General features: G+C 61.1%; 9 protein-coding genes and 2 pseudogenes. 2 read left to right on the forward strand and 9 right to left on the reverse strand.

Features of this window, described 5'->3' with window-relative positions; all coding sequences use genetic code 11:
* The 4 genes and pseudogenes from B2J89_RS22515 to B2J89_RS19540 form a co-directional block, all read right to left on the reverse strand.
* Positions 1–212 (reverse strand): annotated as a pseudogene (locus B2J89_RS22515) (GNAT family N-acetyltransferase); the annotation flags it as partial.
* A gap of 40 nt (positions 213–252) precedes the next feature.
* A complete protein-coding gene (locus B2J89_RS19530) occupies positions 253–1,134 on the reverse strand; it encodes a PA4780 family RIO1-like protein kinase (protein WP_169170563.1) in 882 nt (293 codons plus the stop codon).
* Positions 1,135–1,198: 64 nt separating this feature from the next.
* Positions 1,199–1,795, reverse strand: a pseudogene (locus B2J89_RS19535) (tRNA-uridine aminocarboxypropyltransferase); the annotation flags it as partial.
* Positions 1,753–3,189: a DUF2130 domain-containing protein gene (locus B2J89_RS19540; protein ID WP_169170565.1), complete on the reverse strand. Its 1,437-nt coding sequence runs from the start codon at positions 3,187–3,189 to the stop codon at positions 1,753–1,755. The gene B2J89_RS19540 and the pseudogene B2J89_RS19535, both read right to left, overlap by 43 nt.
* A 169-nt stretch (positions 3,190–3,358) precedes the next feature.
* On the opposite strand from B2J89_RS19540, the gene B2J89_RS19545 reads away from it, so the two are divergent.
* The gene (locus B2J89_RS19545) at positions 3,359–3,547 is read left to right on the forward strand and encodes a YdeI/OmpD-associated family protein (RefSeq protein ID WP_240965094.1); all 189 of its coding nucleotides are present in this window, start codon (positions 3,359–3,361) and stop codon (positions 3,545–3,547) included.
* Positions 3,548–3,578: 31 nt separating this feature from the next.
* Here the strand turns inward: B2J89_RS19545 and B2J89_RS19550 are convergent, their stop codons facing one another.
* The 5 genes from B2J89_RS19550 to B2J89_RS19570 all read right to left on the reverse strand — a co-directional run bounded on the left by B2J89_RS19550 (position 3,579) and on the right by B2J89_RS19570 (position 10,410).
* Positions 3,579–5,417, reverse strand: coding sequence for a UvrD-helicase domain-containing protein (locus B2J89_RS19550; RefSeq protein ID WP_169170566.1), 1,839 nt, complete (start codon positions 5,415–5,417; stop codon positions 3,579–3,581).
* 1 nt (position 5,418) lies between these two features.
* Positions 5,419–7,524, reverse strand: a complete 2,106-nt coding sequence (locus tag B2J89_RS19555) for an ATP-dependent endonuclease (RefSeq protein ID WP_169170567.1) — start codon at positions 7,522–7,524, stop codon at positions 5,419–5,421.
* A 46-nt stretch (positions 7,525–7,570) separates the two neighbouring features.
* On the reverse strand, positions 7,571–9,403 hold the full coding sequence (locus B2J89_RS19560; RefSeq protein ID WP_205763907.1) for a DEAD/DEAH box helicase: 1,833 nt from the start codon (positions 9,401–9,403) through the stop codon (positions 7,571–7,573).
* Between the two features lie 133 nt (positions 9,404–9,536).
* A complete protein-coding gene (locus tag B2J89_RS19565) occupies positions 9,537–9,956 on the reverse strand; it encodes a YciI family protein (RefSeq protein WP_169170568.1) in 420 nt (139 codons plus the stop codon).
* 28 nt (positions 9,957–9,984) lie between these two features.
* Positions 9,985–10,410 (reverse strand): VOC family protein, encoded by a 426-nt coding sequence (locus B2J89_RS19570; RefSeq protein WP_169170569.1) that lies wholly within the window; start codon positions 10,408–10,410, stop codon positions 9,985–9,987.
* 400 nt (positions 10,411–10,810) lie between these two features.
* Between B2J89_RS19570 and B2J89_RS19575 the strand changes: the two genes are divergently transcribed.
* Positions 10,811–12,436 (forward strand): ABC transporter substrate-binding protein, encoded by a 1,626-nt coding sequence (locus tag B2J89_RS19575; RefSeq protein WP_169170571.1) that lies wholly within the window; start codon positions 10,811–10,813, stop codon positions 12,434–12,436.
* Positions 12,437–12,476 lie beyond the last annotated feature (40 nt).

The raw sequence follows: 12,476 nt of genomic DNA on the forward strand, positions 1-12,476 counted from the left end.
TCGGCAAACCCCGCAATGCAACCTTCCAGCTCGGCCACGAACGGCCGGTTGGCGCGCAAGCGCTCGGCCCACTGCGCGGCGTCGTATTCGGCGGGCGCCCAGGCTTGCAGCTGCTCGGCGGTGTAGTGCGGGCGGGCGAGTTGGTGGACCGAAGAGTGGAAGACGACACGGAGGGCGGGTTCATCGCCTGGGTGACAGGGGCGCAGGCGCATGGCATCCAACGCGCATATGGCACCAATTGCCATCGCGCTTTTAGCCTGCCACCGTTGCCATGCGCAGCCGGCGCGCCGCGTCTTCGGCCCGGGCGTCGTATATCTCGCGCAGCACAGCCTGCATGTCTACATCGGCATGGGTGCGCTCGAAGTGGCCGGTCAGGGGCGTCTCGTTGCTGAGCAAGCCACCTTGGTACAGGCTCCAGATTTCGGCGCCGTACTCGGTCGCCAACAGCGCAGGGGCAAACTGGCCAAAAAAGTTACGCAGGTTGCCCACATCGCGCAGCAGCATGCGTTGCGCGTGGTTGTTGCCCGCAGCGTCCACGGCCTGCGGCAGGTCAATGATTACCGGGAAATCCACGCCATCGGCATCACCTTCCACCGCGCCATGGGCCAGCAGGATGTTGAACTCCGACAAATCCCCATGCACCACGCCCGCGCACAGCATGCGCACCACCTCGGCGATCAGCGTGGCGTGGTGCGCCAGCGCCTGCGCGGGTGTGAAGGACACATCGTTCAGGCGCGGGGCGGCGTCGCCGTTGGCGTCTGTGACCAGCTCCATCAGCAGCACGCCATCGTGAAAGTTGTAGGGCTGCGGCACGCGCACGCCTGCCGCGGCCAGGCGGTAGAGCGCATCGACCTCGGCGTTTTGCCAAGCGGCCTCTTGCTCTTGCCGGCCAAACTTGCTGCCCTTGGCCATGGCGCGGGCCGAGCGTGAATTTTTGACCTTGCGGTTTTCGGTGTAATCCACCGCCTGGCGAAAGCTGCGGTTGTTGGCCTCTTTGTAGATCTTGGCGCAGCGCGTGTCATCGCCGCAGCGCACCACGTAGACCATGGCTTCCTTGCCGCTCATGAGTTGCCGAACCACGGAACCGATCAGACCTTCCTCAATGAGGGACTGCAGGCGAGGAGGTGCTTTCATCGGTGCATTTTGCCTGCGCACCGCCGCGCCCGGACGCCGCGGCGCGCGCAGCTGGTTCGGAGGCTCAGGCCGTGTCGCCGCGCAGGGCACGCAGGCGCCGGTGCACCTCGTCATTGCCATCCACGGGCCGCTGGTTCTTGGCCTGCAGGTAGTGGCGCGTGAACACGTGCAGGTAGGCCTGCAGCGTCTGCGCGGCGTGCGCCTCGCCCGCCAGCTCCAGGCACAGCGCGCCCACGGTGCAGAAATGGTCGCCGCACCGCGAACGCCGCAGCTGGTAGCGCGAGACCTGGTCGGGCGCCAGGCTCAGCACCGGCAGGCCGTCGAGGTAGGGGCTCCTGCGGAACATCTTGCGCGCCTCCGTCCAGGTGGCATCGAGCAGGATGAACAGCGGGCGCCTGCCTTCTGGCGCGGTGCTGTTCACCTGCGTGACCACGCGCTCGGGCGGCTGCACGTACTCGCCCGGAAACACCACGTAAGGCTGCCACTGCGGGTCGGCCAGCAGCGCCAGCAGGCCGGGCTGCACCTCGGTGCGCGCCCAGCCAAAGGCAAAGGTGTCGGGCACCACGTCGGCAATCAGCCAGCCGGTGTTGCTGGGCTTGAGCGGCTCGATGTCGGCTATCAGCAGGCAGACGCCGGCGCGCCTGGGCACTGCCCGTCTGAGATCCCCACCTGCTTGAGCTCCGCAAACTGAGCCGCCATGGTGGGGTTGCCGCGTGTCAGCTTCTTGATCGTGAGGTCTTCGGCCTTGTCGTTGGCCAGGCGCAAATTGTTGGCCGACTTGTGCAGCGCTTCCTTGGTCTTCTCCAGGTCTTTGATGGCCTCGTCAATGCGCTTGACGGCCTCCTCGAACCCATCCGACGCCAGGCGCCAGTTGCGCCCAAACGCGCCCTTGAACTCGTCCAGCTGTGATTCGAACTTGGTGATGTCCAGGTTCTGCGCCTTCACCAGCGCCAGTTCTGACTTGTACTGCAGCGACTTCATCGACGCGTTGCGCAGCAGCGTGATGATGGGGATGAAGAACTGCGGCCGCACCACGTACATCTTGGGGTAGCGGTAGAACATGTCCACGATGCCTGTGTTGTACAGCTCGCTCTCGGGCTCCAGCAGCGACACCAGCACCGCGTACTCGCAGCCCTTTTCGGTGCGGTCTTTGTCCAGCTCTTTCAAGAAGTCTTCGTTGCGCTTCTTGGTGGCGGTTTCATGGCTCTCGTTCTTCATCTCGAACATGATCGAGACGATCTCGTTGCCCGCCTCGTCCAGGTCGCGAAAGATGTAGTCACCTTTGCTGCCGCTGCGCGCGTCGTTGTCCTTCTCGAAATACGCACGGGGGAATGCCGTAGCGCGGATGCGGTTGAACTCCGTCTCGCAGTGCTGCTCCAGCGTCTCGCCCACCATCTTGGTCGACAGGCGCGCCTTCATGTCCCGCAGCCGGGCAATCTCGCCGTCGCGGTCGCGCAGCTGCAGGGCGTACTGCTCCTTGATGGCGGTTTCCTCCAGCTGCTTTTTCACCACCACCAGGTTCAGGTCGTTCTTGAGCTCATCGCGCTCCCGGGCCACCACCGTGACTGCCTCGTTCACCGCCAGCCTGCGCGCCACCTCACCCGCCTCCAGCTGCGACTTCAGGTGCTGGATTTCGGCATCCTTCCTGGCCGCCACGCCTTGCAGTTCCTGCGCCAGCCGGGCTTCCGCCAGCTGGGTCGCCGTCAGCTGCGCCTGCCGCGCGCGTTCCAGCTCATTGGCCATGGCGTCGCGCTGCTTTTCCACCGCGCTCAGCGCCTGCGCCACCGCCAGCTCGCGCTCCACGGCGCCCGCATCCAGCTGTGCCTTCAGGGCCTGAATCTCGGCATCCTTGGCGGCCGCCGACTTCTGCAGCTCATTGGCCACCTGGGCCTTTGTCAGCGCCACCGCATTGCGCTTGTCCTGCTCGGCCAGCTCCAGCCGCTCGTGCAACTGCGCGCTGAAATCCGCGTCGCGCACCTGCTTGAGGATGTCGGCATACCCGGTTTCGTCCACCTTGAACGCCTTGTTGCAGTGGGGGCAGATGATGTCGTGCATGGCGGTCACCGTGAGTGTCTTGTTTCGTTGGGTGGGGAGCATAGCGCTGGGGCGCCATCGACCCGGGGCTAGATTGACGGGACACGCAAGTGCTTGGACGAACCCTCGTTACTGCAACGCCACACGCAGCGATGGGCGCTGGGCCACCGCCTACGCTGGCAGCGCCATCATGGTGACGCCCAAAGACTTTTTGGCACCGCTGCAACAGGACCCCGCTGCTCACGCTTTCTACGCCACGCTCAAACGTCAGATCCAGTTCACCATCTACCACCGGCTGCACAGCGCGAAGCGGCTGGAAACGCGGCAGAAGCGGATGGCGGAGATGCTGGGAAAGTTGGGGCGTGGGGAAAGTCCTTGATATTTGCCGCCAGCGCTAAGAACCGAGAGTCTCACGCCGCGATACGAATTTGATCAGAACTTAGCAGCTTGCTGTTGATCAGTTCTGCTCGCGCCCCTTCAGGGTTCGCAGTAAACATCAGGACTCGCAAATCTTCCTTTGCGCGCGAGAACGATACATAGGCGAGCTTCTGAGTTATGGAGCGCTGCCGGTCTGTGGGCTCGCCGGCCGTCAACGGCGTCAGGACTTTGTTAAAGCTGTAATTGTTCCACGCGGCCTCGACATCGTCGTAGACAACCATGACCTTTTCATACTCCTCGCCTTTCACTCCGTGCTGGGTGCTATAGGCAGTGTTGTTGTCAATATATGCAGCATAGTGAGCCACTAGCCCAGGCGGCATTTGGAAGAGTGAGTCAGCGAGCCAATCTCCTTTGTCGAGACTGTGAAGATCCTCATCAAACGCCTCGTCTCGAGGGGAGCGATCAAGATGCTCACATAGCCTCTCAGAAGGCTGGATGATCTGCTTGTCAATACAAAAGCGAAGAATGGTACCTATCGTCTCGGTGCCCCACAAAACCTGTAATTGGCTCACCAATGCGGTTGAGGTTTCGACCATAAACTTTAGCGATTTTTCCGCATTCGATCCGTTTACGGCGAACGCCGGGCTTTCGCGCCGAAGCAAATTAATGACCTTCCGGGCGTCGCCTTGCTCTTGGCCAGTGATCAACGGGCAAAGGACAGAAAGAAAGGGCTTGAGAAGAAAATGCTCGCCCGCCTCGAACGCATCCTGCGCGCGAGAAGAGGCATATTCACCGGTGAAGAGTCGGTTGAGATCGGCAAAGCCCAGCCGCCGCGCGATCATTTGACGCGCGAGGAAGAGTCTCATGACGTCGTCTCGTTCGGTCCACCCCCAGCCTGCGATCGCAGCGTCCATTCGCACCAGCGCGCGCTCAACCTGTTCCTCTGAATAGCGCTTGCGAGGCTCCGTTGGCTCTTCCGCCTGCACCAGCAGGAATTCGACGCTTCCTTCGCATGTCTGATTCTCGCCAGCGGCATATTGCTCAACGTCCTCGCGATAGGCGTTAAGAAGCCGGATAACACTCTTCGAACAGCGGAAATTCTCGGTCTTCGTGATGACCTCGCCGCCTTCAGGTGGCGCAAAGTCCCCTGCGCTTCGGTCATAAATTTGCTGCCATGGATCCCCAAAATAGCCGATCACCGGAAGTCCGGTGCCGGCACCTACAAGATTGAGACCGGCAACGATGCCCTCAAATGTGTCTTGCGCTTCATCGACAAAGATATATGGAAACCGAAGGCCGGTGATCCGTCTGAACGTGGCATTTTTTGCAAAAAGGTAGGTGGCAATCTCAATGACGTCATCATGACCAATCTGGCCTTTAATGTAATCGCTGAAGTTTGTGTCGGCATATTCGAAAAATTTGACTTTTACGATAGCTGCATGCTCTTCCGTAAGGCGCTCGATCTTTGCGCGGGCCTTCAATGCCTTTTTGCTCTTCCCTCCGTTGTCATCTTCCTTGGCTTTCTCTATAAGGGCCGGGATGCGACTCTCTCGGAGCGCCTCCCGAATATCTTCGTGAAAGCGGCTGATCTGTCCCCACAGAAAGCTGTGAAGCGTTGAAACTAAGTAAAGGTCGTCGAACCCCAACCGCGTCTTGATTACCTCTACTGCTCGTTTGGTAAAGGTAATACAGGCGATACGTTGACCTTGCCTTTTGAGGACACTTCCCTCGCGATCGCGGATTCGGCCGAGAGCCTCGACCAGCGAGCTTGTCTTACCGGAGCCTGCGCCAGCAATCATTGCGAAGCTGCGATGCTCTTCTAGGCATTTTTGGACCTGAGCATCTGCTGCGCTTTCAACCCGGGCCGCCATACTATGCAGCCTCCATCGCAGCAGCGACTGGTGTAACTTTTGTGGTGAGCGGTGGACACAGCCGCGCCTCAAGCCAAAGCAATCCCTCAGCAATGTAGTTGGGGACAATCAACTTGTCGGCACACGCCAAGATATCCATGGCGAAATCGGTTTTTTTGAAACTGTCGGACCGAATTCGGTCGTAGACGCTTTGATAAGCGTCTTGGAGTAGTCCCGGTATTTCAATACCAATGGATAGTGTGCCGGACCGAAGTAATCCGAAATTCTCGTAAACGATCGCTTCTTCTAAGGTGCGGGGGACGAGTTTCGCACTAGCAGCGCCATCGACCACCTGAATATCGGTTTGGAACGCAATGCAGCGATCCTTGGCGGGGTGCTGCTTGTCCGCCGGAGTTAGCCCAATCAAACCGGCTACCGTGGTTTGCGCACACAGCTTTTTGAGGGAGGCATTGGAAGTTCGTGCGCCAGGGACGTCCGCCCGACAGGCAGTCGGATATCCAGTCGGCGCCACTGAGTCCAGATCCGTGATGACGAGATAGGGAATGTGAAGGAAGCTGAGCAAACCTTCGAAACGGTGGGCATAAGCTCCACCTACCTCCAAAACCGTGAGGTATGTGGTTTGCAGTCGCTTCGCAGTGCGCTCAATCATGTCTGGCATGAGGAGCTTTTCAACCGCCCCTTCGACGAGAATGGCCGCATCGGCGAAGAAAAGATCGCAGTGCGTGAGACGAAGATAGCGCTTAAGAAAGGCCAATGATTCCAAGGGCGATACGAGCTTGCCTTCAATCGTCTCCGCTTCTGGCTGGAAGGCTCGAAGACTGTGAACCGCTGATGCGTTGGGGATGCCCGATGTCGCCGCCTCACCCTCGATGTGGCACCGCTGGAAATATCGAACTTTCTCGAAAGCCACCGCCTCCATAATATGGGAGGAATGGGTGGTGACGACGAGCTGCGGCACCAAACCAGATTCACCTAATTCCTTCGCGGACTGGTTGATTACCTTCCAAATATTCGAAATAAAGGTCTGTTGCACTTGCGCGTGAAGATGGACCTCTGGCTCCTCGATAAAGATCATCAGGCACAATGGTCTGTCCTCAGTGGTCATCACCCACTGAGAATGGAAATGCCGGGCCTGAATCGCCATGTAGATGAGATTTTTGAAACCAAGGCCGTTGTAAAGCTCGGGCAATTCATGTTGCCGGCTGGGATCGACATAAAGCAACTCGGTGCTCCCGCGCAGCGCGGTTTCAGGACTGAGCGAGGAGATGATTCGCAGTTCTCGATCGTTAATCGAGGGCACGCCAAGATGCTTGATGAGCTTGATCAATGGGTCGAATTGCTTGGCGTAATGCTCTGTTAGCTGTTTATTGTTCGCATCGATCACACTGTGAGCATCGGCGGCGTGGCCGACCTGCTCAAGATTCTTCCGGTAAAAGGCGGCAAAGGCCGATGAAAGCCGGTTGCTACGGCTGTTGTCGTCATCGTTGATGTTGCGTTGTGCATCAACGAACTCAACCCGAATGAGATGCTTCAGGAGTCGCTTGCCTTCGTCGGACTCAAGTTCGCTCGTCACGATCTCGGGGGGCGCCCCTTCTATTGACTTGTCGTCAAGCGAAAAATAGCAAACTGAAAAATGGCGCCCAATATTTCCGTCGAGTGAAAGATATTGCGACAACGCTTTGGCATGCGTCCCATCTTCCTGCGCGGGATAGGCGGCTTCATATTGCTGGCGTAACTTTTTTGCGTCCTGTATCTCATACGACAGACGAATTCCTACGCGAGTGAAATCGGAAAGCTCGGGCAACAATGTGAAAACCCTGCCGAATGCGATGCTTTCAGGGTCGATGGTGAACCACAAATCGAGGCTAATCTTCGGAAGTTGCCCCGTGTCCCCGGTGACAATAAAGGCATCAAAATCTGCCATTCGGGCAACCGAAAAATCGTGAATCTTGAAATCGCGACTACCGAGAAAGCATCGGAAGATGGCGGTAGCAGACGTCTTGCCGCTGTTGTTGGGGCCGACAAAGATTGACTCGCGTTCTTCGATGTCGATCTGAACGTTTTCCAGTCGCCGAAAATTTCGAATGGCAACTCTGCTGATCTTCATAAGTATCCTCCTCAATGTTGTAGTGTGTGAGCCGTCTATCGGCTAGTCATAGCCCCAACCTCTTGCCAAAGCTGCTTAAGCCACTTGTCGTTAGTACCAGCCTCTGCGTAGCCCGAGTCGCCGCCACATAAAAAACCCGTGCAGCTTCCTTCTCGTCTTCCCCCGCCGCAGGCATATGCCCCACGCCGGGTAGCGCCACCACAGGAAACTCCAAGCCTTTGCTGACCTTCATGGTCATCACCTGAATCGCGTCTGTGCCGGGCCGGTATTCGCCACTTTTCTTGCGCACGCGGTGCGGCAGCTTGCGTTGGGCGAGGGCGCTGGCGCACAGGTCCATGGTTTTCCAGTCTGCGCACAGCACGGCCATGTCTCCCCAGGCGTGGCCTTCTTTGTGGGCGCTGGCCAGGTGGTCCGCGATAGCAAACGCTTCGTCGCGCAGGGTGGGCAATTTGATGATCACGGGGGCTTGGCCCTCGCGCCCGCAGCTCACGGGCTTGAGTAGCGGGATCCCGTCTTCTTCTTGGTCGTCGGCGGTCAGCAGGTCTGCGGCGACCAGGCTGGCGGTGTGAAGAATTTGCCGCGTATTGCGGTAGTTGATCTTCAGGATGGTGGTGCGCCCCTGCGCCTGGATGCCCACGCTTTTGAAGCTGAACTGTTTGCTGCGCGCGCGTTCGTAAATGCTTTGCGCGTCGTCGTACAGCACCAGCAGGCTGTTGGTGGCGGGGTCCACCATCTGGGTGATGAGCTTGAGCCATTCGGGCGCGAAGTCGTGACCCTCATCGATCATCACCGCCTGGTATTGGCCTCCGGGGATTTGGCTGCGCTCTACGGCCCGGATGACGTTGTCTACAAGGCCTTCATAAAAACCTCCACCTTGGGGTGGCAGAGACTGCCCGTAGGTGGTGAGCTGGCGGTGGCACCAGCTGTGAAAGTGCCGCACGTGCACGTGGTCGCTCAGGCCCTTGGCGGCCACCATGCTGGCCAGCTTGACGCCCAATGGCTCGTTAAAGCAGAGGATGAGGATGGGTTTGCTGGTTGGGGTGCTGGCCTTGGCCAGGTATTCGGCGCGGTAGCCGAGGATCATGGTCTTGCCCGAGCCCGCCACGCCGTGGATGACGCGGTGGCCGTCGCCCAGGCTGCGTGCCAACTGCTCTTGCTGCAGGTCCATCACCCGCATGATGCTGGGCAGTTCGGCGGCGGTTTCGCCATCGGCCCGCGCGTCGGTGGCGTCGCCAAACAGCGCACCCTGCACGGCCACGCGCACCTCGGGGAACAGGTTCCAGCGCACGCGGTCGAGTTGCGGCAAAGACAGCGCGCCGCCGAAGGCGTGCGGGAACATGGCCCACAGTCGCGCCTGAAAGGCTTCGGCGTCCACGTCTTCGTACATCTCGTCCTGGCAGATGGCGCGGTGCGGCTCGATCGCCTCGCCCAGCCCCGCCGCGTCGAACTGCTTGCGTGTGATGCGCGTGAAGACCACGCCATGGCCCCAGGGGAAGGCCAGCTTGCCTTGGTGCCGACCTTCGGCCTGCACCAGCTGCGGGTCGCGCTCGAGCGCGTTGACGACTTCGATCGCGCAGTGGCGCGCCTGCGCCAGCGGGTTCATCACCGTCTTGGGCTGTCCGTCCGGGACGATTTCAAAGTACTGGCGCGTGGCCTTGCGGATGGTGTCGAGCCGCCAGTCCTTGGTTTCCAGGATCAGCGCACCGCGCCGCGGGTGCAGCACGACGAAGTCGGGATGGGTCTGCTTGGGGCCGACGGGCACGTCGTACCACAGCAGGTAGTCGCCTTCGAGTTTTTGCTCCAGCCGCTCGGCCAGCCGGCGCTCGCCGGCGGTCATGCGCCCCGCGCAGCTGCAGAGCGCGGGTATCAACGTTGCCATGTCTCCGCCACCCTCCGCTTGTATCAATCTGTGTCGCCCTTATAGCCCATGGGGCTGAAGCGAAGCTGACCCCTGCGGGACGTGCGGGCACACAGGGTGCGCGGAGGTGGGGCGCGGCGGAAAGGAAGCGCGCTCAGTGCGTCGGTGGCAGGGTCTGCATGTCGGGGAAGCCGGCCACGACCTCTTGCACGTCGGCGGGGAAGTCTTCCATTTCCTGCACGCGGCGCACTTCGATGACTTCATTGACCGAGGCGGGGCAGCGCCGGGCCCAGGCGATGGCTTCGTCCTGCGAGGCCACGTCGATCATCCAGAAGCCGCCCAGCGCCTCGCGGGTTTCGGGGAAGGGGCCGTGGCGCACCTGGGCCTGGCCGCCGGCAAACGACACGCGCGCGCCGGTGGCGGGCGGGTGCAGGCCTTCGAGCGAGAGCAGCACGCCGGCTTTCTGCAGTTCGGCGTTGTAGGCCATCATGGGCGCGACCTGGTCGGCGGTGGGCATCTGGCCCGGCTGGGCGGACTCGTAGCCGCCCGGGATCATCAGCATCATGAAGCGCATGGGGGTGTCTCCGGTAGGGTGACAGGGCTCAGGTTTTTTCAGGCAGCGGCACGACGACCATCCACGGCACGCCGAAGCGGTCGGTCGTCATGCCGAACGACGAGGCAAAGAAGGTGCCGCCAAACGGCATCTGCACCGATCCGCCCTCGGCCAGGGCCTTGAACAGGCGCTCAGCCTCGACGTCGGTGGCCGGGGCGAGCGAGAGCGCAAAGCCCTTGAACGCGCCCTCGCCCGGCGCCACGCCGTCGGAGGCCATGATCTGCACCTCGCCGATCTGCATGTTGGCGTGCATGATTTTGTCGCCGGGCGGGGGCGTGCAGCCGGGGGCCGACGCGTTGGCGGGTGCGTCCTTGAAGCGCATCAGCGCGGTGACTTTGGCGCCCAGAGCGCTGCGGTAGAAGTTGAGCGCCTCTTCGCAGCGGCCGTCAAAAAACAGGTAGGGCTGGATTTGCATGGCGGGTCTCCGGTGGTGGGTGAGGAAACGCATCCGGCGCGCGCAGCGCTGTGGTGTCGGCGCCGATGCCGCGGGGGAACGCTACGGCAGACGCCGTATGCAAACCATATCCAAGAAATCGCCGCTGTCCAGTCCCGGAACGTGGAGAACTTGGATCCAGTCCTGGGATCCAGTCGCTCTTGGGCCGGCACTTTACTGACCGTTACATCCATTGCCCATCCGTGGAAACGTGGTGGTTGCCGGCGTACCGGCAGCACCAAAATGGGGCAAGCATGGGGCAGTCTGGCAACGCGTGCACGTCTTTGTCTCGCGTCTCAGGGGCCTCTTATCAGGGCAGTGAGGCCAGCCTCGCTTCTCGGGCGGCTATCCAGTCTTTGACGAAAAGGAATCCGAAATGAATATGGGCATTCGAAAGGCCGCGTTCGCCTTGGCCGGCGGCGTGGCAGTGTCGGTGGGCTTGGTGGGCGCCGCCCACGCGCAGTCGCTCACCATCGCCTTGGCGGCCGAACCCACGGCGGCCGATCCGCACTACCACAAGATGACGGCCAACGATGCTTTCGCTGCCCATGTCTACGACTCGCTGGTGGCACGCAATGCCAACATGGAACTGGTGCCCGCGCTGGCCACTTCCTGGAAAAACCTGGACGATTTGACCTGGGAGTTCAAACTGCGCCAGGGTGTGAAGTTCTCCAACGGTTCGCCATTCACCTCGAAGGACGTGCTGTTCACCATCTGCCGCACGCTGAACAACGAGACCAACGTGTCGGTGTCGTACACCGACACCACCAAGCGCATCACGGATGTGCAGACGCCGGACGCCCACACCGTCGTCATCAAGACGGCAACGCCGCTGCCACTGCTGCCCGCTGAAATGGCGCGGTCCCTGCCCATCATCTGGAGCGGTATTGCGCAGCATGGCACCCTGCAGTTCGCGCCCAAGACGGGCTGCGGCGTCACCGGCCCCTGGCCCACGGTGACCGACTTCAACACCGGCAAAGTCTCGATCGGCACAGGGCCCTTCCTGTTCAAGTCGTACGTGAAGGGCAGTGGCATTCAGCTCGAACGCAACGAAGGCTACTGGGGCGAGAAACCCCACTGGAAGACCGTGAAGATGGTGCCCGTGCCCAGCGCCGGCCCCCGCCTCACCGGCCTGTTGTCGGGGGACTACGACGTGATCGAGAACCCCGCAGCGCGCGATCTCGCCCGCGTGAAGGAAGACAGCAAGTTTGCTTTCGTGGCGACGCCCTCGACGCGCCTGATCTTCCTGCAGCCCGACATCGGCCGCAACCCGAGCCCGTTCGTGAAGAGCCCCGATGGCAAGAACCCGCTGCAGGACCTGCGTGTGCGCCAGGCCATGAACATGGCCATCGACCGCAAGGCCATCGTGCAGCGCATCATGGACGGCATGGCGACCCCGGCGTTCCAATACATGCCCGACGGCATGTTCGGCGCGCTGCCCAAGGCGCCCGAGATCAAGTTCGACCCGGCAGCCGCCAAGAAGCTGCTGGCCGATGCCGGCTACCCCAATGGCTTCGAGTTGACGCTGTCGTCCACCAACGACCGCTATGTGAACGACAGCCAGGTCGTGCAGGCCGTGGCGCAGTACCTCACGCGCATCGGCATTAAGACCAATGTGGACGCGATGACGGCCTCCATCTACTTCCCCAAGCGTGCCAAGCGCGAGTTCAGCATGCCCATGGGCGGCTGGCCGTCGGAAAGCGGCGAAGCGTCGGCGCTGTTCCAGCTGTGGCTGGCCTCGCTCGATTCGCCCAAGGGCCAGGGCACCAGCAACTACGGCGGCTTCAGCAGTGCCGAGTTCGACAAGGTGTACATCCCGGCAGCCAACACGGTCGATGCCGCCAAGCGCAAGAAGGGGCTGGAAGAAGCCACGCAGATCGCGCTCGACAGCGTGGCGCTGATTCCGCTGCACTTCGAAAGCAGCATCTGGGCCTTCCGCAAGGGCCTGACCTACGAAGGCCGCCGCGACCAGTACACGCTGGCCACCTCGGTCAAGGCCAAGAACTGATCACACGGCCCGTAGGAGTACGGGGTGCGCCTGCGCACTC

This window comes from Acidovorax sp. SRB_24 (genome assembly GCF_012931925.1).

Bases quoted from the DNA above. Each gene is read 5' to 3' on its own strand.
- B2J89_RS19530 (WP_169170563.1), bottom strand. From the start codon at position 1,134: ATGAAAGCACCTCCTCGCCTGCAGTCCCTCATTGAGGAAGGTCTGATC.
- B2J89_RS19540 (WP_169170565.1), bottom strand. From the start codon at position 3,189: ATGCACGACATCATCTGCCCCCACTGCAACAAGGCGTTCAAGGTGGAC.
- B2J89_RS19545 (WP_240965094.1), top strand. From the start codon at position 3,359: ATGGTGACGCCCAAAGACTTTTTGGCACCGCTGCAACAGGACCCCGCT.
- B2J89_RS19550 (WP_169170566.1), bottom strand. From the start codon at position 5,417: ATGGCGGCCCGGGTTGAAAGCGCAGCAGATGCTCAGGTCCAAAAATGC.
- B2J89_RS19555 (WP_169170567.1), bottom strand. From the start codon at position 7,524: ATGAAGATCAGCAGAGTTGCCATTCGAAATTTTCGGCGACTGGAAAAC.
- B2J89_RS19560 (WP_205763907.1), bottom strand. From the start codon at position 9,403: ATGGCAACGTTGATACCCGCGCTCTGCAGCTGCGCGGGGCGCATGACC.
- B2J89_RS19565 (WP_169170568.1), bottom strand. From the start codon at position 9,956: ATGCGCTTCATGATGCTGATGATCCCGGGCGGCTACGAGTCCGCCCAG.
- B2J89_RS19570 (WP_169170569.1), bottom strand. From the start codon at position 10,410: ATGCAAATCCAGCCCTACCTGTTTTTTGACGGCCGCTGCGAAGAGGCG.
- B2J89_RS19575 (WP_169170571.1), top strand. From the start codon at position 10,811: ATGGGCATTCGAAAGGCCGCGTTCGCCTTGGCCGGCGGCGTGGCAGTG.